Raw genomic sequence first — 23,046 nt, 5'->3', positions numbered from 1 at the left:
GCCATTGGCTCCTTTTTTATTGCTAACTTTAACCTCTAGCGCATCCACACTTTAATGTCGGCTAAGCCATTACTTTGCAATAGGCCAATCTGCTGTTCAACATTCGGGTTTTGCTCAAACTCAAATGCATCTAATTGCTCATCAAAGGTAATGTTAGCAACGCCATCGCCGCCGCGTTTTTTAACTTGATGCAATGCGATATCAGCTAAATTAATCGATGTTTCCCAGCTAATAACTTGACCACCTAGCAGAGGTAGCGGATAGAAAGACCAACCCACTGACGCTGTTATATTGGTTGTCTCACCGTTAGGAAGTTGGAAGGTATAATCGGCAATAGCTTGGCATAATTCAGATACATAGCTGTCGATTAAATTACACTTAAAATCGCGTAATAACAGTAAAAACTCATCACCACTCCACCGAGCAACATAATCAGAGCCTTGAGTACGCGAGTTAAGTAATGCCGCTACTTGTTGTAAACAGCTATCTCCAGCAATAGGACCATAAGCATCGTTAATGCGGCTAAAGTTATCTAAATTAATAATTAACAACACCAAAGATTTACCCTGAGCCTGCAATGACTGCGAATTACGCTGAAAATGCTCAATATCTTTTGGTAGTTGATCAAACAAGAAACGACGGCTTCTCAGCCCAGTTAGCTCATCAGAGTGACTAACAAGTTTAAGCTGAGAATTTACTTGGTTTAATTTATCATTCGCTTGGCGAAGCTCTAGGGTTCGTTCAGTAATAAGCCCTTCGAGTACTTGTTGCTTACGTCGCTCTTGAACTTTAAATACCCAAAACACTAAATAAAAGAGCAACACAAAACCACTGGTGATCAGTAATCTGAAGTAGATGGTTTCACCAAATCGTTCAGGAACAACAAACGCATATTCGGCTGATTGCGCTTTACCCCAATCCTCACCTTGGCGTTTAGTTTCTAATTCAAATAAAAACATACCAGCGGGTAAATTTGTATAAATTGCTTCTCGACGGGTATTTGCATAGCGCCAATCGTTATCAAGCCCATTAAGTTTATATCTAAACTCAATACTTGCCGGAGCGTAATAATCAATCGCAGTATAGGTAAGTGTTACATCACGCTCATCGGTCTCAAGAACCGGTTTTTCACCTAACGCAGCAGCTGCAAGCTTTCGTGATGGTGTGGTTAAGGTTTCTATAGTTGGTTTAAGCGAACGTAATCCAAATAACTCTACGTCTTTCGGAATTTCCACCACACCTTGTAAGCTGGGGTACCAAATAGAGTTATCCATATCAACCACCGCATCATGGCCTAAGCCATTACAACATTGGCTGGCTTTACCATCGAGCTGACGGTCAAATGAAGAAATCACTTCTTCTACTTTTAAGCTTTCGATGTTGGCTTTAAATTGCTCAACAGGCATGCGGTAAACCCCTTTCATGGTGCTTACCCAAATTCGCTTTGAGGTGTCATCGTATTCTAAACTGAATATGGAACCATATGGCAATCCATTGGCGGCGTCTAGTTGCTGCCATTGCCCTTGTCCACTGCGATAAAACAGGCCATCATTCAACGAGCCAATTAAAATGCCTACCCCTTTTATATGTAAAATACTGGTCACATAAGCGCTTTCCAAAGTGGTTTGGTCACCTATTTTTTCAATTCCTCGCTCAGTAAAGTAATACGCGCCTTTACTGGTGCCAATAACCCCAAAATTTGGTTTATCTAAAACATAGGTTACAAACTTACTGCCTAAAAAAGCATTGTACGCAAAAGGGTTTAAACCATTGTAATTTAAACGATATAATCCTCGCCCGGTGCCTACCCAAAAACCGCCTTTAGTTGAAGTGCTAATTGCAAAAACAGGGTTATCGCTCAATGCACGAGCAGGGAAACTATATAAGGTATTTGATTCGTAGAAAAACAAGCCTCTGCCAGTAGCAACATAAAGGCGATCGCCATCAAATTGCAGGTCATGTACCGAGGCATTTCCATACTTGGCACTATTAATAACATTAATAAAAGTTTTATCGGCATCAAAATAGCCAACGCCACTTTTGTTGGCAATCCATAGCTTACCATCAGGTGATTTACTAATTGCCATTACCGCTTCGGTCATTTTAGAAATGGCAGAATGGCGCTCTATTCGACCTTCGTGAGCAAGCCATAGCCCTTCACTAAAACTCGCTAACCATATGTTATTTTCATCATCTCTAAATATATCAGCAAACCAAATACTCTGATCTAGCTGGCTTGGTTCAACCCACTGCCAATCATTAGATTTAGCTCTAAATAATAAACGTCCATAGGTTGATATCCACAAGCCGCCATTGCCGTCGCTCATAAACTTATACACAGCTGAGTTATTAGCATTGGGAAGTGGAAACGGACGTAGCTCGTCATCTAAATCTAAAAAATAAGCCCCTAACTCAGAAGCTAAGTACAAATTACCATTTAAAAACGATAGATCGTGAACAATGGTTTGCGCTAAACGATCGGGTAAAGCCACTTTAGCGGTTAGTTCTAAGCGTAATTTAGAAAAGTCAGACGAGCTTTGCGTTAAACGTAATAAATTACGGTCGTTAACCAGCCAAATCCCTTCAGGTGAAAGCGCCATTTTACTGACCGATCCCACAATTTGAGTGATAGCTGTGGCGTTTACAATAGGACTAGGGTTATTTAGTTGGTCGCGCAGTTCTATTTGGCCTCTGTCTATATAATAGAGCCCATTAGCTGCTATCCAGATACTGCCTTGAGAATCTTCAAGAATATCTCTTACAGGGCCTTTAATATTAAACTCTTGTGCGGTTAGCTTTTCAGGATCGATAACCACAAGGCCATTTTTAGTGCCTACCCACAATAATCCTTCTCCATCGATCAATAATTTATTAATACCATTGCTGGGTAAAAATAAACTATTTTGGGTATTATAATTAGTGAAGGTATTGCCATCAAAACGGCTTAATCCAAATTGAGTGCCAAGCCACATATAGCCTTGGTTATCTTGTACTACACTTTTTAGGGATTGTGAGGGTAAGCCGTCTTTGATATTCCATTGTTTAACTACGTAATCAGTAATTGAAGCCGTACTTGGCATGGCACATAGCATAAGTACACAAACCAATAAAAATCGCATCATAGTGCTGCCACCTAGTTAAACAAATAATAAATTAAAAGGGTAGTAAACCTACTTTTATCAATGCTTGCAAACAAATAAGCGAAAAAATACCTGCAAGTACATCATCGGCCATAATACCAAACCCACCATGGGCACGTTTATCGAGTATGCGAATCGGCCCAGGCTTTGCTATATCAAAAAAGCGAAACAGTAAAAAGCCCACCAGTAATGTTTGCCAGTTAAGTGCTGCGCCAATCATAGTAATATAGTAACCAGCAACTTCGTCCCAAACAATTGCGGGATGATCATGTACTTGAAGGTCATCGGCGGTTTTTCCACATGCCCAAATACCAAAGATGCTTATGACTACTGCAAATACAATTTGTAACCATAGCGGAAAATGCATGGTAATAAAAATAAACGGTAATGCTGCCAATGTGCCAAATGTACCAGGTGCTTTTGGTGCGAGCCCAGTACCAAAACCCAAGCCAAAAAATTGATGTGGGCGTTTTAAATTAAATAATCGGTTTTTATTCAAACCTGCTCCTTGGAAAAGTGCTCAAAACCTTTATGTTCAAAAGCAAACTTCTCACCTTGGTGTAATAACTCTATATTGCCGTCACCACTTTTTATTTGCCCGATACAGCTTGCCTCTACACCGTATTGGCGCAGCTTAATATCTAGCATACTCTTGTTACTATCAGCAACGGTATACAGTAACTCGTAATCATCGCCATAGTTAAGAACAAAAGGAAGTCGCTGCTCAAAATCAAGACTCGCTTGCATGGCATCTGAGGTGGGGACATTTTCAATATTAATGGTGGCACTAACTTGTGATAAATTTAGCACATGCCCTAAGTCGGCTAGTAACCCATCGGAAATATCAATGGCCGACGATGCCAAGCCTCGTAACGCTTGCCCAGCAGCTACACGTGGCGTGGGGAAATTTAAACGTTTATTAATATCTTTTAAGTGTTCAGGTGCAATCGATAAGCCTTGTTTTTTCGATTCAATCGCCAACCCAGCATCACCAAGCGGACCGGTTACAAAAATCCAATCACCCACTTTTGCACCACTTCTACGTAATGCTGTGCCTTCAGGAACTGTACCTTTTGCACAAATAGTAATACTAAGTGGACCTTGAGTGGTATCACCACCAATGATCTGAACGTTAAAGTACTCAGCAATTTCATGCATGCCATCAGTCAGCTCAGCAATCCATTGTGGATCGATACTAGGTAACGTAAGTGCAACCGACACCCAAGTAGGCTCTGCGCCCATGGCAGCTAAATCACTTAAATTAACAGCAAGAGCTCGATGCCCTAATGCGCGAGGGGAGATATCATGAAAAAAATGCACCCCAGCAACTAAGGTATCTGTGGTTACAGCAAGCTGACAGTTCGCTGGAACTGTGACAAGCGCACAGTCATCTCCAATCCCTAAATTAACATCGCGACGAGTAATGCCACGACCTTTAAAGTAACGATTAATTAATTCAAATTCCTTCATACACAAAAAAGCCGGCCTATGCCGGCTCTCCTTTTTAACGGTTATTTATAACAACTCATCTGATAATAAATTTCAGCTAAAGTTGTTATTACTTGCGTAACTGTTTTACAGCTTTATCAAGTACACCGTTTACAAATTTATGGCTATCTTCAGCGCCAAACATTTTAGCTAATTCAATACTTTCATTGATAGCCACTTTGTAAGGAACGTCTTCACGAAATTTAAGCTCGTAGCTGCTTAAACGTAAGATAGCACGTTCAACTTCGTCTAATTCATCAAATGGACGAGTTAAATGAGGCGATACAGCTTCGTCTAGTTGCTTGTGGTTTACTGCAACTCCACGCGCTAAATCTTTAAAATATTCAACATCAATTTTAGTCACATCGTTTTCGATCAACATTTGTTGTTCGATATCGGCAATTGCATTGCCGCTTAATTGCCATGAATACACGGCTTGAAGTGCTAAGATACGTGCTTTACGTCTTGCTGCTGGTTTCACAAAAATTCCTTAAACTTAAATTTTATCTAACACATTAACCATTTCAAGCGCACCTAAAGCAGCTTCGCCGCCTTTGTTACCCATTTTGGTACCTGCGCGCTCAATTGCTTGCTCAATGCTTTCAGTGGTTAATACGCCAAATGCAACCGGGATATCATACTCAAGTGATACTTGTGCAAGCCCTTTATTTGACTCGCCAGCGACGAGATCAAAGTGAGGCGTGCCCCCTCTGATCACTACACCTAAGGCGATAATTGCATCATATTCTTTTTTTGCTGCAACGCGTTTCGCTGCTAAAGGTAATTCAACCGCACCTGGTACGTAAATTACGGTAATATCATCTTCTGATACTCCACCAGTACGTTTTAGCTCATCAACAGCACCTGCAAGCAAGCTACTACCAATAAAGTCATTGAAACGAGAAATGACAATGGCAAACTTTTTGCCTGGAGCGTATTTATTACCTTCAATAATTTTCATTTGATAACCCTAAAAATAAGTTTAAGCGATTTCGGTTGCGCAAAAATTGCTGCGCATTATACCACATAAATAAAATAATAGCCTAGCGTGTAATTATTGTGGCTCTACGTAATCAACAACTTCTAAATGGAAGCCTGATAATGCATGATATTTTTTCGGTAAACTCATCAAACGCATTTTTTGGATACCTAAATCAGCCAAAATTTGCGAGCCTACACCTACGGTACGTGAAGTACCTTGGAATTTGCGTGGCGTTACACTCTCGCCAGCATCAGCTGCAGCGAATGCTTTAACAGTCGCTTCTAATTCGTCAGTGCTTTCTTGCTTACCTAAGATGACTAAAGCGCCATTATGCTCAGCTATATACGCCATTGCTTGCGATAATCCCCAACTACGATCAGCATTACGATCAGAGAGTAAAATATCGTTAAAGGTACTTTGTAAGTGCACTCGCACTAACGTTGGTTCTTGTTGTTTTATTTCACCTTTAAGCAATGCATAGTGCAGCTGCCCGTCAATGGTGTCTTTGTAAGTTACTAAGTCAAATTCGCCATGCTCAGTTGGCAATTTACATTTTGCAACTTGCTCAATAGTGGTTTCATTTAAGTTACGGTATTCGATTAAATCAGCAATGGTGCCAATTTTAATATCATGTTGCTTAGCAAATACTTCTAAATCAGGGCGGCGCGCCATGGTGCCATCTTCATTCAGAATTTCTACAATCACTGATGACGGCTCAAGTCCCGCTAAACGCGCTAAATCACAGCCAGCTTCAGTGTGCCCTGCGCGCGTTAATACGCCGCCAGGTTGCGCCATAATAGGGAAAATATGCCCAGGTTGTACAATATCACTTGGCACAGCGCCTTTAGCAATGGCAGCTTGAACAGTACGAGCACGATCCGCTGCAGAAATACCCGTTGTAACCCCTTTTGACGCTTCAATAGACATAGTAAAGTTGGTCGAGAACGCGGCACCATTATTTTTAACCATCAGCGGTAAATCAAGTTGCGAGCAACGCTCTTGAGTCATGGTTAAACAAATTAACCCACGGCCATGAGTCGCCATAAAGTTAATTGCTTCTGCACTAATGTGCTCAGCAGCAATAATTAAATCGCCTTCATTTTCTCTGTCTTCATCGTCCATTAAAATAACCATTTTACCGGCTTTAATGTCATCTATTATTTCTTGTGCGCTGTTTAAATTCATAAGTTGCTCGTATAAGTTGTCAATATCGTTATTTTATAAAGCCCGCTTTAGCGAGTAAGCTCATCGAAATATCTGAACCAGTAGGATGCTCAGCTCCCTTTACAAGGCGCTCTAAATAACGTGCTATTTGGTCGACCTCTAGATTCACTTTGGTACCGACTTGAAAATCGGCTATGGTCGTTTGCCCGCTGGTGTGGGGCACAATCGTTAGTTTAAATTTATTACCTTCAACCGCATTGACCGTTAGGCTAATACCATCAATACATACAGACCCTTTATAAGGAATGTATTTCATTAAATTTTCGTCGGTGGCTAACCAATATTCAGTTGCTCGCGCATTGGTATTTATTGCTGTGATAGTGGCAATACCATCGACATGACCAGACACTAAATGACCTCCGAGGCGCGATACAGGTTGCATCGCCTTTTCTAAGTTAACTGTTTGCCCTAATGCGTAATGTGCAAACCCCGTTAAGCTAATCGTTTCATTTGATAAGTCAGCACTAAAGCCATCTATATGCTTATCAACAACCGTGAGGCACACACCATTGGTTGCAATACTGTCACCTAACTTAACATCACTCATATCAAGGTTTTTACTTTGGATACGAATAGCTAAATCACCTTGTTTTTTTTGTAATAACGCAATTTTACCTGTCGCTTCAACTATTCCAGTAAACATAGTGCTACTCTTTATATAAAATAATTAATGAGCTTTTTTGTGTGCTGTGATACGTAAATCATCACCGATTGGCACACACTCATTAAAAGTTAAATTAATGGTATTTTGCATACTCATTAACTCTGGGAAATTCAGTAAACTTTTAGCATCGCTGCCCATTAATTTAGGGGCAATGTAAAAAACAAACTCATCAATTAAATCAAGTTCAGCCATTTTTCCGGCCAATGTGGCACCCGCTTCTAACCACACATTATTAAACTGTAATTGCGCTAGCTTTTGCAGCACTGCTTGTAAGTCTACTTTATTGTTCTTTTCGGGGACTTCGATCTGTTTAACAAAATGAGGCCACTGATGCGATTTATCAACCTTGGTGGTAAATATTATCACCTCACTTTGAATTGAAAATAAGGCAAGTTCAGGGGTAAGTCTGTTTTGGGAATCAATAATAACGCGAACAGGTTGGCGCAGTGGTAAATTGGTCGGTAAAGAAACCGGAAGTTCTTCTGGGCGTACATTTAGTTTTGCATCATCCATCAAGACTGTATCGGCACCGGTTAAAATTGCACAGCTCTGAGCACGATATAGTTGCACATCTTGGCGCGCAGCAGGCCCGGTTATCCATTTACTTTGGCCGTTTTTAAGCGCCGTTTTACCATCAATACTGGCGGCCATTTTGCAGGTTACAAAGGGTAACCCCTGCTCCATTCGTTTAAAAAAGCCTAAATTTAATGCCCGCGCTTGCTCTTCAAGTAATCCGTAAGCGACTTCTATACCCGCATCCGCTAAAATTTTCAGGCCTTTTCCTGCAACTTGCGGGTTGCTGTCAACCATAGCAGCAACCACTTTTTTTACACCCGCGGCCTTTAGCCCTTCAGCGCAAGGCGGTGTGCGACCATAATGACTGCAAGGCTCTAGGGTTACATAAGCGGTTGCACCTTTAGCATTCTCACCGGCCTCAGCCAAAGCATTAACTTCAGCATGACCTTGCCCTGCTAATTGATGAAACCCTTCAGCTATTATTTTATTATTTTTTACTAGTACGCAGCCTACATTAGGATTAGGAGTGGTGGTAAAGCGCCCTTTTTTTGCCAGCTCAATGGCACGTGCCATATAACGTTTATCATCCTCTGAAAACGAGCTTTGCATGGTCATTACTACTCTCCTAAGCGGGCTATTTCTTCACCAAACTCACGTATATCTTCAAACGAGCGATATACTGAGGCAAACCTTACATAAGCTACTTTATCTAACTTTTTCAGCGCTTCCATAATGCACTCACCCACTAAATGGCTAGACACTTCACGTTCGCCGGTGGCTCGTAGCTGAGATTTAATTATATTAACGACTTCATCAACTTGTTCGGTACTTACGGGACGTTTTTCAAGAGCGCGGGTTAAGCCATTTAGTAACTTATCTTCATTGAACGGTTCACGACTGCCATCTTGCTTAATAACTCGCGGCATCACTAATTCAGCCCCTTCAAAGGTGGTAAATCGTTCGTGGCACTCATTACATTCACGGCGTCTACGTACTTGGTGTCCCCCGCCGACAAGGCGAGAATCAATAACTTTAGTATCTTTGGCGGTGCAAAATGGGCAATGCATAACTGTGTGTTTCCGTTTTAAAAACAAAAAATGGCCGCTATTATAGCGGCCATTATCATAACAAAAATGTGTGCAGTTGTGATCTAAATTACTATTTTACTCTTGGATTAAGCGTAAACAGGTAATTTTGCACAAATTGCTTTCACTTTTTCTTTTACTTGCGCTTGTACTGACTCATCTTCGATGTTGTCTAGTACGTCACAGATCCAGCCCGCTAACTCTTTTGACTCTGCTTCTTTAAAGCCACGACGAGTGATTGCTGGTGAACCAATACGCAAACCAGAAGTAACAAATGGTGAACGAGGATCGTTCGGTACTGAGTTTTTGTTAACCGTGATATTCGCATTACCTAGGGCAGCATCTGCATCTTTACCTGTGATATCTTTGTCGATTAAATCAAGTAAGAATAAGTGGTTGTCAGTTTTACCCGATACTACTTTGTAGCCGCGCTCTTGTAATACGGCAACCATTGCTTGTGCATTTTTAACAACTTGTGCTTGGTATGTTTTAAACTCAGGTTGAAGTGCTTCTTTAAATGCAACCGCTTTAGCAGCAATAACATGACATAAAGGACCACCTTGGCCACCTGGAAAAACAGCGCTGTTTAGCTTTTTGTAAATTTCTTCATCGCCACACGCAGAGATGATTAAACCACCGCGAGGACCCGCTAATGTTTTGTGTGTTGTGGTTGTTACAACGTGAGCAAATGGTACTGGGCTTGGGTAAACACCCGCAGCAATTAAACCTGCAACGTGCGCCATATCAACAAATAAGTAAGCACCTACTTTGTCTGCAATTTCACGGAACTTAGCCCAATCAACAATACCTGAGTAAGCAGAAAAACCAGCAATGATCATTTTTGGTTTGTGCTCAAGTGCTAACGCTTCAACTTGTGCGTAATCAATTTCGCCAGTTTCTTCGTTAAGGCCATACTGAATTGCGTTGTATGTTTTACCTGAGAAGTTTACGTGTGAGCCGTGTGTTAAGTGACCACCGTGCGCTAGGCTCATGCCTAATACAGTATCAAGTGGGTTTAAAAGAGCTTGGAAAACAGCAGCATTAGCTTGTGAACCGGCATGAGGTTGCACGTTTGCGTAATCTGTACCAAATAATTCATTTGCGCGGTCAATAGCAAGTTGCTCAACCACGTCTACGTGCTCACAGCCACCGTAGTAACGTTTGCCCGGGTAACCTTCAGCGTATTTGTTAGTCAGCTGAGAACCCTGCGCTTCAAGTACGCGTGGGCTACAGTAGTTTTCAGATGCAATTAACTCAATATGCTCTTCCTGACGTGATGTTTCTTTGCTCATCGCGTCAAATAACTCTGGATCAAAGTCCGAAATATTCATGCTACGTTCTAACATTGGGGTCTCCTGGGCAACGTGTATGGGTATTTTTTAGAGGCTTTATTGTACGCTTAAAACGACGTTTTGCCTACGCTCTTAAGTTGAGGATATTTAAACAGGGATTGAGACTATTTCACAGCATTTTGATGATGATATTTTTTTATAAACTAATAACAATTTTAAATGAATTTTATTTACTACATTTATATAGCTTATGCGTTATGTCTTAAGCGATGCATAAACAGACAAAAAAAGCGGCCTAAGCCGCTTTTATTATCTGCCTTTTTTAGGCAAGCTTTTTAAACAATTCTGTACGCAAAACATCATAATCGTTGTGCATATCAGTGGCTAAACACGGTTTTGCAAGCGCATCTGCTAGCGGTTTTGGCATGGCTATTTCGGTATTTAGTACCTCTTCAACGCTTTCTTTAAATTTAGCTGGGTGTGCAGTCGCTAAAAAGATACCTGCAGCATCTGTTGCTTTATTTTCAATAAGCCCTTGGTAGGCAATCGCGGTATGAGGCTCTGCAATATAGCCAAGCTGTTGAATTTTTTTCATCACTGATTTTGTGCTTTGCTCATCCACACTAACAGAATAAAAATTGTCATAACTAAACCAGTTATTATCTAGCATAGTTTGTACTCGCGGCCAGTTATTAGGTTTACTCACATCCATTGCATTTGAAAGCGATTCAATTGTCGCATTAGGCGTCCAATTTTTATCAAGCATAAAGCGCGGTACTGTGTCGTTTTGGTTCGTAGTCGCGCTTAGTTTACCTACTGGCATACCAATAACAGCGCCAATCATAGCCGCACACACATTACCAAAGTTACCACTCGGTACTGAAATATGCGCTGTAGCACGCTTTTCTTTTGGCAGCTGTGCAATGGCTTCAAAGTAATAACACACCTGCGCAACTAAACGGCTAATGTTGATTGAATTTGCAGAGTTTAAACCTAACTTCGATTTTAGCTCTTCATCTAAAAATGATTTTTTAACCAATTCTTGGCAATCATCAAAACTACCCTCAATCGCATAACAGTGAATGTTGTCACCAAGCGTTGTAAATAACTTTTGCTGCGCTAATGAAATTTTACCTTTAGGGTATAAAATAACGACATCAATATTTGGTTTTTTATAAAAAGCATGTGCGACTGCAGCCCCGGTGTCACCCGATGTTGCTGTCAATATTGTCACTTTTTCGCCTTGATTAAATTGCGCTAAGCACTCGGCCATAAAACGGCCACCAAAATCTTTAAATGCCAGTGTTGGGCCATGGAATAACTCTAAGCAATAGGTATTGTCTTCAACTTCCACCAGCTTAACCGGAAAGTTAAACGCATTCTTAACCATCTGGGCAACAGTATCACTTGGTAGCTCGTCACCAATAAGGTGCGATAAAATTTTGCCGCTGCGAGTAACAAAGTCCATATCTAGTAATGCATCAACATCACTTAATGGCGCTAACGACTCTGGAAAAAACACACCTTGATTACGCCCTAGTCCTGTTTTTACAGCTTCAACAAACGACACTTTTTGTGAATATTCTTTTAAATTATGTAATTGCATGACTCTTTATCCTATAAAACATTTAATTGACGCGTGCCGTCGTTATCTAATTTACAAATATGGCAAAAACCTTGCTCGTTGATGTAATTTTCCTCTAGCCACTGCGCGCATTGCTCTGCCGCTTCAAGCGTTTTACATACACTAAACAAGGTCGGCCCTGCGCCTGAAATACTCACCACTTCAGCACCGAGTTCTGGCAAACTAAGTTTGGCTTGATCAAAACCATTTATTAGTGGCGCACGATGTGGTTCAGCAATATTGTCTTGCATAATACAAAGCGCCTCATCAAAACGTGAAGTCAGTAATAAACTGCTAAAAGCCGATAATCGCTGCGCAAACTCAACCCCCGCATGCATACTTAGCTCTTTTGGTAAAACAGAGCGTGCCTTTGCGGTATTGAGCGAAAAGCCAGGAAATGCGGCAACGTAATACCAGTTTTCATCAACAGGTAACGCTATTGATTTATTTGGAATTAAGTCGCCCGTTAATTGTAAGCCACCAAGATAACAAGGAGTGATATTGTCATAATGACGTCCACCGCTTACCAAGCCCTCAAAATCGGCCATTAGCTCTATTAACTCAACTTGGCTTAAATTAGTTTGAGCAAACTTATCCAGCGCTGCAAATGCCGCAACAACAGAGCAAGCACTTGAGCCTAACCCAGACCCTATAGGCAGGTTTTTTTTCAACTCTAATTTTACGGCTGGCATATTCGGTGCTACATGTGTACGAAAATGCACTAAACATTGATACGCTAAGTTTTCATTCGCATCGCTTGGGAGTTTATGGGCGTATTCGCCACTACAAATAAACTCATCACGAGGCGCTTCACAAATAGTAACCACATCCCCCAGCAAGCTGCCATCAATCGGGGCTAACGCCGCACCGAGGGAGTCAAAGCCAACCGTAAAATTACCAATGGAGGCTGGCGCATAAACTTCAATCATAACCGCCCCCTAGCGTGATAGTGTTTTAAGAATATCGGCAAATACACCCGCAGCAGTTACTGCAGAGCCTGCCCCATAACCACGAATTACAAACGGACGCGGTTGGTAGTATTGGCTTAAAATAGCCAGCGCATTTTCACCATCACGAATTACACTTAATGCGTGTGATGAATCCACGGCTTCGATTCCGACCTTACAGTGACCATTTTTAATTGTGCCTACGTAGCGAAGTACTTTACCTTCACTCGCTGCACTTTGAATACGGTCGTTAAAGTCAGCATCCAGACTTGGTAGCTTTGCCATAAACTGTTCAACATTGTCACCTTGGGCGAAGCCTTGTGGTAACACCGACTCCACTTCAATATCGCTAAGCTCTAATTGCATACCTGCTTCGCGGGCAATGATAAGTAGTTTACGTGCTACGTCAGTTCCCGATAAGTCATCGCGCGGATCGGGCTCTGTAAACCCGCTTTCTTTGGCTTTAATTGTTGCTTCAGAAAGTGATAAACCATCTTCTAGTGCACCAAACATGTATGAAAGCGAGCCTGATAAAATACCACTAAACTCAAGTAATTCATCGCCAGCACCAAAGAGTGATTGCAAGTTATCGATTACAGGTAAACCTGCACCTACGTTAGTTTCGTATAAAAACTTACGATTATTTTTATGTGTAGCTGCTATTAAATCTTGGTAATACGTATATGAGCTCGTGGTGGCTTTTTTATTGGCAGCCACAACGTGGAAACCCGCATTTAAAAAATCGACGTATTGCGAAGCCAAGGCATCTGATGAAGTACAATCAACTAGCACAGGGTTAACCAAGTGGTTTTGCTTAACAAACTGTTCTACTAATTTTAAATCAAATGCTTGCTCTGATTGCGTTAGTTTTTGTTGCCAATCATCAAAAGCAATGCCTTCACCATCAAGGTGTAATTGACGAGAATTAGCCACACCGTATAGGTTTAATTTAATATTTCGCTTTTCAAGCCATGCTTGTTGACGTTCAAGCTGGTTTATTAGCTCTTGACCGACTAAGCCACATCCCAATAAAAACACATCGATTGAAGGCACATGAGTGAAAAAGTTTTCATGACAGATTTTAACCGCGTCATTACACAACTCACCGTCAATAACCGCAGAAATAGCGCTTTCAGTTGAGTCTTGCGCTATAGCAACAATGTTAACTTGTGCTTGAGCAAGCGATGCAAAAAACTTAGCCGCTAAGCCTTTATGAGCGCGCATGTTATCGCCCACTAACGTTACTATTGCTAAATTACGTTGCACATTTACCGGCTCAATTAAGCCAGCTTTTGACTCTAAGTCAAAGGCCACTTGCAACGCACTTAACGCTAGGTTTAAATCACTTTCATGAACACAAAAACTGATGCTAAATTCACATGATGATTGAGTGATCAGGACGATTGACACGTTATCATGCGCTAATGCATTAAATACTTTCGATGCCATACCCACTTTGCCCTTCATACCAGGACCTGAAACGGTCAACATAGCTAAGTTTTGTAGGCTTGAGAGTGCTTTTACTGGCTCATCAGATACCGTATCGTTACTAATTAATGAGCCTTGTGCATCTGGGTTATGAGTGTTTTTAATTTCGCATGGCACTCCAGCTTTTGCACACGGTAGGATAGTTTTAGGGTGCAACACTTTAGCGCCAAAATAAGAAAGCTCCATCGCCTCTTTGTAAGATAGGAAATCAACCTTAGTGGCTTTTTTGATATAACGCGGATCGGCGCTGTATACACCATCAACGTCAGTCCATATTTGGCACACTTGCGCCTCTAAACACGCTGCAGCAATCGCCGCTGAATAATCAGAGCCATTTCGACCAAGTGTTGTGAGCTCACCTTTATCATTACTTGCAGTAAATCCAGGCATGATGTAAACCGTTGCTGGCGACTCTTTTAGTACCGCTTGAAAACGGGCTTTACTGGCGACTAAATCGGCCTCAGCGTCAATGTGTCCACCCGTTGAAACAATACAGTCTGTTGCTTGTAAATAATGCGCGTTATGATCGGCTAGTAAGCTTTGCATTAGCGATACGCTAACACGTTCACCAAAGCTAATAATAAAAGCCCTGATTTTGTCTGGGCAACACTTAATAAGTGCAACCCCATCAAGCTTATTTTTCAATTCGTTAAAGTCTGGCCAGTTTTGAACTGTTCCTTGTTTTTCCTCTACAGCTGCTTTTAAAGCATTGCAGCGGGTAACAAGTGCATCCCACAACGGGTTGAAATCCAGCCCCTGCTCTGCTGCACTAGCCAGCGCAACAAGCGAATCTGTCATACCGCCAGGCGCTGAAAGCACCAGTAACATTTCATCTTTTAATTGTGCCTTAGCTAGAGCAGCTACTTGCTCTAAACAGGCAAAGTCAGCGAGCGATGAGCCACCAAATTTTAAAACGCGCATTTTTATGTTTCCTCATTCCATAAAACGAAAAAAGGCCTGTGTTCTAAGTGAACACAGGCCTTTAAATTTGTTGCACCGACCTATGCCACTATCCAGTAAGAATGGTGGTTGTAATAATAATGGTCGTTACAAGACTAAATGTTTTCATAGCTTAAGACTGCCTTAACAAAGGCTATTCTGTCAACCCTAAATTAGAAGATAAAACAGTCTTTTTCATCATGAATTTTATTAATAAATGCCAAACTTATGCAAAACGTCGTTAAGTTGTGCTTTATTAATCGGTTTGTGAATAAAATCGATTGCGCCGAGTTGCGCTACGCGATCTCGCATTTTTTGTTGAATATCTGCAGAAATTACCAATACATAAGTTTCTATTTTATTTGCTTTGACCTGCTCAAGCACTGCAATCCCATCCACTTCAGGCATGGTTAAATCGAGGCATAAGAGATCAAAATGCTTATGGTGTAATAACGCCAAGGCTTCTTTACCATTGGTTGCCTGTTGAATATCAGCATCAATACACTCATTTAAACAGCGGATCACTTGTTTACGAGCAACAGTTGAGTCATCACAGACTAAAATAGAAAAACGCATCATAATGACAATTTAATTAAACTCATATAAAACACCTAAACCCACGCTAAAATTAATTTGCTTACTCAGGCAGCAAAAAGTCAAAAATATAACCAACATAAGTAGCGAGCAGGTTATTTACTGTATCTTTTACTAACGTTATCAATAAAGTGCATTAATGCACAATAAAAATTAGCAAAATAACTCTACCTAATTTGAAAACAAACTAGCGAAACACACTATGCTTGATTGTTAAGTTCATGAGGTAATCCTTATTTAAGATCGCAAAATAACAATATAATAAAATATATGTTTATTTTTAATGATTTATTAACTAATGTTTATAAGCGTACACTAATAGTTGAATAATTAAAGGAAATACAAGTCCCTCATGCCGCAAAAAAGTCTTTCAACAAAGTTACTCACACGAGTTTTATCGGTTTATTTTATACTGACTTTTGTGGTGACCTGCGGACAAATCTTCGCAGAGTATGTTAATACCAAAGATTACATACGCGATGAGCTCGGCACACTGCAAAAAACATTTGGTAGAAGTCTAACCCGAGCAATTTGGGAGTTAAATATAAAACAAACCACAACAACCGCAGAAGGATTACTTGATATACCTATGGTTGAAGGGGTTATTATTCGTGATGATAACGGCGCTATTATTTCTCAATTAGGCCGCGCGCTAAACATTCACAACCTATATAGTCAGCAACTTGTCCAAGAAGACGTGATTGTAGAAGACGCCAAAGCAGGTTTATTTGGTTATACATTTCCGCTTATTTTTGAATTTTCAGGTCGCGCCACCCAAGTAGGTGATGTGACTTTATTTTCTAGCCGCGACGTGATCTTTAGTCGCATCATGCTCTCTATTTACTTTTTAATTGGCAACGCCATGATTAAAACCACCTTTTTAATCATCTTGTTTTTAATCGCATTTAGAAAGCTGCTAACGGAGCCACTCACACAACTTACTGAACAAATTGAATACCTTGAATTAGAAGAGCTCGATGGCCAGCGCGTTAAAATTGTCACTGACGAAAATAACGAACTAAAAGTAATGGAGCGCTCTTTTAACAATTTGATCTCTAAAGTTGTTGAGTATAAAAAAGAGTTAAAGCAAACCCAGAATGACCTAATCGAAAGTAATCAAAAACTAGATCAACAAAATTTGCAGCTTGAACAAGATGTAGCGCGTAAAACATCAAACCTTAGCCAAGCAATGATCGACCTACAGCAACAAAAATATGAACTCGAACGCCAAAAAGCAGTATTAACTGAAGAAGTTGACCTACGAAAGCAAACTGAGCAAGAGCTGCTAAGTAAACAAACCCAACTACAAAACTCACTCGATGAACTAAGCTTTGCGCAAGAGCAGCTTGTTGGCTCAGAAAAAATGGCGGTATTAGGCGGTTTAGTGGCGGGTATTACTCATGAAATTAATACCCCTATTGGTATCGGCGTAACTGCGACTTCATTTTTACATGAGCGTTTAACTGAAATAGAAACTGCGTTTAAAAACAAATCGCTATCCTCTTCAGCACTGGAGAGCTTTATTAATGATGCTGCACAAAGTGCTCAGCTACTCTCTCACAATTTAGAGCGCGCATCTGACTTAATCACGAGCTTTAAACAAATCGCAGTTGATCAAGCCAGTGAGGCGCTAAGAACCATTAACTTTAAGGATTACATTAATGAGGTTATACGTTCTTTACACCCGCAAATTAAAAAAACATCCCATAGCATTCGCCTGCATTGCCCTGATGATTTAATTATTAATTTACCTGCGGGGGTGATCAGCCAAATATTTACTAACTTAATTATGAATTCATTACTGCATGGCTTTGAAAATATAAACAGTGGCCAAATTACCATAGATGTAAATACCGATGAAAACGACTTAGTCATTAATTACCAAGATAATGGTATCGGGTTGAAACCGGCACAACTTAAGCGTTTATTTGACCCATTCTTCACCACAAAGCGTGATGAAGGTGGCAGCGGCTTAGGTGCTCACATTATTTTTAACCTCGTAAAACAAACACTCAATGGCAAAATTGAAGTCAGCAGTGAACCCGACCAAGGGTTACATTACCGAATTTCGTTCCCTAAAAATATGTCATCCCCCCTGCCACTTTTTAAACTCGATTAGCCGTTTCTAGAAGCGGCTTTTATTGCTATGATTGCACAAATTTTTTAAATGGATCATTTCCCTATGTGGTTTAGTAACCTTATATGCTATCGCTTTAAACAAGACGTTTCGTACACTCAAGAAGACTTTGACAAGGCGTTAGAACAAGATCTATTTCGTCCATGTACTGGCCAAGAGTTGGCGACATTTGGCTGGACAAAAGCATTTGGTAAACATGGTGAAACTTTGTCTCACTTTTCACAAAAAAGCATTTTAGTGTGTGCCAAGCGTGAAGAGAAAGTGTTACCGGCATCTGTAATAAATGAGCTTGTTGCAGAGAAGGTTGATCAGATTGAAGCTGAAGAAAATCGACCAGTAAAGAAAAAAGAAAAAGATGAATTAAAAGAAAACATCTTGCACACGCTACTGCCACAAGCATTTAAAAAGTCGAGCCTACAGTTTGCGTTCATAGACCAGGAAAATGGTTGGGTTGTAGTTAATAGCGCAAGCTTTAATAAAGCTGAAGAGCTTCTGGCGTTACTACGTAAATCATTAGGTACGCTACCCGTTGTTCCTGCGTTTGCTAACTATGATTTAGATGTGTTTTTAACTGACTGGCTTACTAACTTTAGTACTCCAGAGGGCTTCGCTATAGGCTCTGATGCTGAGCTTGAAGAAGCGGATGACAGTGGAGCCCAAGTTAAGCTTAAAGGCCATGACTTAGCGTGTGACGAAGTAAAATCGCACCTTGAAAGTGGTAAACGCGTCACTAAGCTTGCCTTGGATTGGCAAGAACGCGTTAAGTTTATGCTACAAAACGATGGTTCAATTAAACGTTTAAGCTATAGCGAAACACTTAAAGAAGAAAATGCCGATATTCCTAAAGAAGATATGGCGGTTAAACTAGACGCTGACTTTATTCTTGCATCTGAGGAAATAAAACTGCTTCTTGAAGAGCTTACTCAAGGCTTAGGTGATGCAGACGATTTAGCGTAAAAGCTTTATTAAACAAATAAAAAAGCACGATACTAATCGTGCTTTTTATTGTTCAAAAATTTAGCTAAACATTTCTTTTACGTCTTCAACCATATGCAAGTATTCCTCACTCTCTAACATTTCTAATGAAGGAAAAATGCCTTTATCAATATAGGTTTGTAGCGCCGCAGATTTATCTGATACTTGTAGGGTTCCCTCAAGGATTGCACCAATGCGAATAAAGTCGATGTAACTCACTTCAGTAGAGCGATAGTTAACATCAGCCCAGTGCTGTGCAACTTCTGCAAACACGTCTGGGAATTCCCATGCTTTCATAATTGAGCCGCCAATTTTACCGCTTAAGCGTTGAATTGCGTGCGCTAAAAAACTCGGATTGGCAAACACTTCTGGGTGTCGCTCAGCCTCAGTTAAAATCGGTAACACCCCAATATTATAAACCAATGAAGCTAGTGTAATGGCATCACGGTTAAGCGAAGTGTGAGTATTTCTTTTTAAATAAAACTCCATCAATGAAATAGAATGCGAGGCCACATGCAGCGTTTTTTGCCACGCCTTGCCCATGTATCCCTTTATTAGCTCATTATTAGATACAAACAGCTGCTCCATTGCCATGGCTGTAGCTATATTTTTTATTTGCCTTAAGCCAATACGTGTCACTGCTTGATGTAAGTTAGACACCTTTACAGCACGACCCATAATGGCACTATTTGCTACTTTAATCATTCGCGCAGACAGTGCAGGGTCATGTGCTATTGCATCTGACATTTGCATCAAATTTACATCTGGATTGTCAGCGGCTTGACGAACCTTAATCGCTACCTCTGGTAACGTAGGTAACACCAGTGTGTCGTTGTTAATTCTGTCAACCAAAATTGTGAGTAAGGCATTTTCTGTAGACATAAAATATCCCTTTGCTTAATGACCTACACTTTACAGCAAGTCTTATATTATTAATTATTTCAAAGCTTAGCAGTACTAAACATATACCCAAAGTAGAAAAAATTGTAGATAATTATTGATTATTTACTAGTGCCTCACTGATTTATGCGCACTAACGCCTAATACTTGCTATTTGCTAGTGGGTTTTGCTTTAATGCAAACATGCTAAGGCACATTAACACGCTTCAGTACCTTAACTTACAGTATACAAGTTATAAAATAGACTTTTTAAAGGCAATATAATGATCTTAAATAAAATTAGCCAAGCAATACTGCTCTCTGGCATCGTTTTTCTTAGTGCCTGCTCTGAGCAAGCACCGTCTTCAAGTAATACGCCGCAAAGCTCAGCGCCAACGGCTTCTCAAACGCCTTCTGGGCCAGCGCTTATTAATATTGACCGTCAACGCTTAGACATATACACAGACTTTAGTTTACAAAGTGACTTATCACACTTGTCTGACAATCAAAAAGCTATGGTAGCTAAACTTATTGATGCTTCAAAAATTATGGATGATTTATTCTGGAAGCAAGCATTTGGTAAAGATAAAAAAGACTTTTTAGCACAACTAGATGATGAAAAAGTACGTCAGTTTGCTGATATTAACTATGGCCCATGGGATCGCTTAAACGGCGATGAAGTATTCTTATCAGGCTATAAAGAAAAACCGCTTGGTGCAGGCTTTTACCCAGCCGACATCACCAAAGAAGAGCTTACTAACGCTGATGTAAAAGATAAAACAGGTCTTTACTCACTGATTAAACGCGATGAGCTTGGTAATTTATACAGCACACCTTATTCAGAAGAGTATGCAGTAGAGCTTGCTCAAGCTGCAGAGTTACTTAGAGAAGCCAGCAAACTAGCCGACGATCAAGAATTCGCCAACTACTTAAACTTACGAGCTGACGCAATACAAAGCGATGACTTCCAAGCCTCTGACTTCGCTTGGATGGATATGAAAAATAATCCAATTGATGTGGTTATTGGCCCAATTGAAAACTACGAAGACCAATTATTTGGTTACCGCGCAGCTTATGAATCGTATGTTCTTATTAAAGATTTAAAGTGGAGCGAGCGACTAGCGAAATTTGCAGCGTTTTTACCTGAGCTGCAAAAAGGCTTACCTGTCGATAGCAAATACAAGCAAGAAGTACCGGGCTCAGATGCCGACTTAAATGCCTATGATGTTGTTTATTATGCTGGGCACTCAAATGCTGGCAGTAAAACCATTGCAATTAACTTGCCCAATGATGAGCAAGTGCAATTAGAAAAAGGCACACGTCGTTTACAGCTTAAAAACGCAATGCGTGCGAAGTTTGATAAAATTTTAGTGCCTATCTCAGAGCAGTTAATTGTGCCAGAGCAACGCAAACACATTACCTTTGATGCATTTTTTGCCAATACCATGTTCCATGAAGTGGCTCACGGTTTAGGGATTAAAAACACCTTAACGGGTAAAGGTACCGTTCGCCAATCACTTCAAGAACACGCTAGTGCTTTAGAAGAAGGTAAAGCCGATATTCTTGGTTTATACATGGTTGAACAGTTACTTAAAAAAGGTGAGATCACTGAAGGGACGTTAGAAGATTACTACACCACCTTTATGGCGGGTATTTTCCGCTCAGTGCGTTTCGGTGCCTCAAGTGCACATGGTAAAGCAAACATGATCCGCTTTAACTTTTTTGCTCAAGAAGGTGCTTTTTCTAAAAATGAAGACGGGCTTTATAGCATCAACATGGATAAAATGGGGGATGCTATGGCAAAGTTATCGCGCCTTATTTTAACTCTACAAGGTGACGGTGATTACGAAAAAGTAGATCAACTTATTGCCACTCATGGCGATATTAAAGCGGAACTTGCTAAAGATTTAGAAAAGTTAAGCAAAGCGAACATCCCTGTAGATGTGACCTTTAAACAAGGCAAAGATGTGCTTGGCCTTAATTAACAAAAGCTAATTAAATAAAAAAGCGTTACATTGTAACGCTTTTTTATTACTTATCAGAATGCTTATTTGTCATTCATCACTTTGCGTACAACCGGTTCAAGGCTTGCCATTCCCCACTGCTTACCGATTTCAATCGCATACTTTATATCTGTACCTTGCTGATGGGCTGAAATAGCCATTAACGCGCCAACACGGTTGCTACTTGCACAATGAACAACCACCGACTCACCTTTAAGTTGCTCTAAAAGATTGGCTAACTGCTTTGCATTATCAGTGTTTACGTCTTTTGCACCCGCAATCTCAATTAAGTGGTAGCTCATTCCTAAAGAGTTGACTAACGCGCCTTCATCCCAGTCTTGCTCATCTGCTGCACGTAAATTAATAACATGCTTTACCTTGGCTTGCGATAATTGCTTAAACTGCTCTTTAGTCGGTTGCGCTGCTGAAAAAATCAGGTTGTTATGTGCTGCAAAGTTTTTAATGCTAACGTTATTTACTACATCCGTAGCTACCGGCTGCTCGCTCGCTATTACTGTTGAAACAGCAATGGCTGCTATAAATACACTAGTGCAGAGTTGTTTTATTAATTTCATACTATCTCCTCAAAGTAACCCATTCTGATTTTAAAAATGCGTTTTTAATTGCTCTATCTGCTCATTAGTATAAGGGACACTTGGAAACTTGCCCCATACCGGCGCAGGCCATGCAATATCTGTTTTAAAACGCGCTATATGATGAATATGTAATTGCGGAACCATATTGCCAAGCGCGGCCACATTTAACTTATCAGGATTAAACACCTCAATTAATAAATGGCTGAGCTTAGCCGACTCTTGTAAATAAGTGATTTGTTGCTGCTCGGTTAAATCTATTATCTCTTTTAAACCCGCTATTCTAGGAACTAATATAAACCATGGGTATTGGCTGTCATTTAGTAGTAATACCTTACAAAGAGGCCAATCGGCCAGTTCAATACAATCTCTTGTCAGCTCTGGGGCTAAGGTAAATGATGTTTCGCGCATGTTAAATCCTTAGGTTATTTTACTTCACACTTTATAGCATTTAGTTGCAGTTGCACACGCTTGTG

General features: G+C 40.5%; 20 protein-coding genes. 3 read left to right on the top strand and 17 right to left on the bottom strand.

Going from position 1 to position 23,046, the window contains the following annotated elements:
• Window positions 1-35: 35 nt before the first annotated feature.
• The 14 genes from FHG08_RS07355 to FHG08_RS07290 all read right to left on the bottom strand — a co-directional run bounded on the left by FHG08_RS07355 (window position 36) and on the right by FHG08_RS07290 (window position 15,968).
• Window positions 36-3,122, bottom strand: coding sequence for a ligand-binding sensor domain-containing diguanylate cyclase (locus FHG08_RS07355; RefSeq protein ID WP_138605177.1), 3,087 nt, complete (start codon window positions 3,120-3,122; stop codon window positions 36-38).
• A 31-nt stretch (window positions 3,123-3,153) separates the two neighbouring features.
• Window positions 3,154-3,639: a phosphatidylglycerophosphatase A gene (locus FHG08_RS07350; protein WP_008110211.1), complete on the bottom strand. Its 486-nt coding sequence runs from the start codon at window positions 3,637-3,639 to the stop codon at window positions 3,154-3,156.
• Window positions 3,636-4,610 (bottom strand): thiamine-phosphate kinase, encoded by a 975-nt coding sequence (gene thiL, locus FHG08_RS07345; RefSeq protein WP_010390938.1) that lies wholly within the window; start codon window positions 4,608-4,610, stop codon window positions 3,636-3,638. Before thiL ends, FHG08_RS07350 begins: the two co-directional genes overlap by 4 nt.
• Before the next feature lie 88 nt (window positions 4,611-4,698).
• Window positions 4,699-5,109: a transcription antitermination factor NusB gene (gene nusB, locus FHG08_RS07340; RefSeq protein WP_010390936.1), complete on the bottom strand. Its 411-nt coding sequence runs from the start codon at window positions 5,107-5,109 to the stop codon at window positions 4,699-4,701.
• 15 nt (window positions 5,110-5,124) lie between these two features.
• Complete coding sequence (gene ribE, locus FHG08_RS07335; RefSeq protein ID WP_008110216.1) at window positions 5,125-5,589, bottom strand: 6,7-dimethyl-8-ribityllumazine synthase; 465 nt, start codon at window positions 5,587-5,589, stop codon at window positions 5,125-5,127.
• Between the two features lie 93 nt (window positions 5,590-5,682).
• Window positions 5,683-6,795: a bifunctional 3,4-dihydroxy-2-butanone-4-phosphate synthase/GTP cyclohydrolase II gene (gene ribBA / locus FHG08_RS07330; protein ID WP_010390933.1), complete on the bottom strand. Its 1,113-nt coding sequence runs from the start codon at window positions 6,793-6,795 to the stop codon at window positions 5,683-5,685.
• A gap of 28 nt (window positions 6,796-6,823) precedes the next feature.
• Window positions 6,824-7,477, bottom strand: coding sequence for a riboflavin synthase (locus FHG08_RS07325; RefSeq protein WP_010390931.1), 654 nt, complete (start codon window positions 7,475-7,477; stop codon window positions 6,824-6,826).
• 24 nt (window positions 7,478-7,501) lie between these two features.
• Entirely contained in the window at window positions 7,502-8,629 is a 1,128-nt protein-coding gene (gene ribD / locus FHG08_RS07320) for a bifunctional diaminohydroxyphosphoribosylaminopyrimidine deaminase/5-amino-6-(5-phosphoribosylamino)uracil reductase RibD (protein WP_178955257.1), read from the bottom strand.
• A gap of 2 nt (window positions 8,630-8,631) precedes the next feature.
• Window positions 8,632-9,081, bottom strand: a complete 450-nt coding sequence (nrdR, locus tag FHG08_RS07315) for a transcriptional regulator NrdR (protein ID WP_010390928.1) — start codon at window positions 9,079-9,081, stop codon at window positions 8,632-8,634.
• 107 nt (window positions 9,082-9,188) lie between these two features.
• Window positions 9,189-10,445: a serine hydroxymethyltransferase gene (gene glyA / locus FHG08_RS07310; protein ID WP_028834925.1), complete on the bottom strand. Its 1,257-nt coding sequence runs from the start codon at window positions 10,443-10,445 to the stop codon at window positions 9,189-9,191.
• Between the two features lie 268 nt (window positions 10,446-10,713).
• Complete coding sequence (gene thrC, locus FHG08_RS07305; RefSeq protein ID WP_178955255.1) at window positions 10,714-11,997, bottom strand: threonine synthase; 1,284 nt, start codon at window positions 11,995-11,997, stop codon at window positions 10,714-10,716.
• Between the two features lie 11 nt (window positions 11,998-12,008).
• A complete protein-coding gene (thrB, locus tag FHG08_RS07300) occupies window positions 12,009-12,944 on the bottom strand; it encodes a homoserine kinase (protein ID WP_008112008.1) in 936 nt (311 codons plus the stop codon).
• Between the two features lie 9 nt (window positions 12,945-12,953).
• Window positions 12,954-15,371, bottom strand: coding sequence for a bifunctional aspartate kinase/homoserine dehydrogenase I (gene thrA, locus FHG08_RS07295; protein WP_178955253.1), 2,418 nt, complete (start codon window positions 15,369-15,371; stop codon window positions 12,954-12,956).
• A gap of 228 nt (window positions 15,372-15,599) precedes the next feature.
• Window positions 15,600-15,968, bottom strand: a complete 369-nt coding sequence (locus FHG08_RS07290; RefSeq protein ID WP_138605184.1) for a response regulator — start codon at window positions 15,966-15,968, stop codon at window positions 15,600-15,602.
• Between the two features lie 367 nt (window positions 15,969-16,335).
• Here FHG08_RS07290 and FHG08_RS07285 point away from each other — a divergent pair, with 367 nt between their 5' ends.
• Together FHG08_RS07285 and rdgC are read left to right on the top strand one after the other, a co-directional pair.
• The gene (locus tag FHG08_RS07285; protein ID WP_138605186.1) at window positions 16,336-18,102 is read left to right on the top strand and encodes a sensor histidine kinase; all 1,767 of its coding nucleotides are present in this window, start codon (window positions 16,336-16,338) and stop codon (window positions 18,100-18,102) included.
• A gap of 63 nt (window positions 18,103-18,165) precedes the next feature.
• The gene (gene rdgC / locus FHG08_RS07280; protein WP_109875483.1) at window positions 18,166-19,077 is read left to right on the top strand and encodes a recombination-associated protein RdgC; all 912 of its coding nucleotides are present in this window, start codon (window positions 18,166-18,168) and stop codon (window positions 19,075-19,077) included.
• 60 nt (window positions 19,078-19,137) lie between these two features.
• Here the strand turns inward: rdgC and FHG08_RS07275 are convergent, their stop codons facing one another.
• Entirely contained in the window at window positions 19,138-19,977 is an 840-nt protein-coding gene (locus FHG08_RS07275) for an HDOD domain-containing protein (RefSeq protein ID WP_138605188.1), read from the bottom strand.
• Between the two features lie 281 nt (window positions 19,978-20,258).
• Here FHG08_RS07275 and FHG08_RS07270 point away from each other — a divergent pair, with 281 nt between their 5' ends.
• The gene (locus FHG08_RS07270; RefSeq protein WP_138605190.1) at window positions 20,259-21,959 is read left to right on the top strand and encodes a Zn-dependent hydrolase; all 1,701 of its coding nucleotides are present in this window, start codon (window positions 20,259-20,261) and stop codon (window positions 21,957-21,959) included.
• A 62-nt stretch (window positions 21,960-22,021) separates the two neighbouring features.
• On the opposite strand, the gene FHG08_RS07265 is transcribed toward FHG08_RS07270, so the two are convergent.
• Together FHG08_RS07265 and FHG08_RS07260 are read right to left on the bottom strand one after the other, a co-directional pair.
• Window positions 22,022-22,552 carry a hypothetical protein gene (locus FHG08_RS07265; RefSeq protein ID WP_178955251.1) on the bottom strand — a complete coding sequence of 177 codons (531 nt, stop codon included), beginning with the start codon at window positions 22,550-22,552 and terminating at the stop codon, window positions 22,022-22,024.
• A gap of 30 nt (window positions 22,553-22,582) precedes the next feature.
• Window positions 22,583-22,981 (bottom strand): HIT domain-containing protein, encoded by a 399-nt coding sequence (locus FHG08_RS07260; protein ID WP_010390912.1) that lies wholly within the window; start codon window positions 22,979-22,981, stop codon window positions 22,583-22,585.
• Window positions 22,982-23,046 lie beyond the last annotated feature (65 nt).

The sequence above is a fragment of the Pseudoalteromonas sp. Scap03 genome, from assembly GCF_013393115.1.
Classification (GTDB): Bacteria; Pseudomonadota; Gammaproteobacteria; order Enterobacterales; family Alteromonadaceae; genus Pseudoalteromonas.
This window is presented reverse-complemented; position numbering and strand designations above follow the sequence as displayed.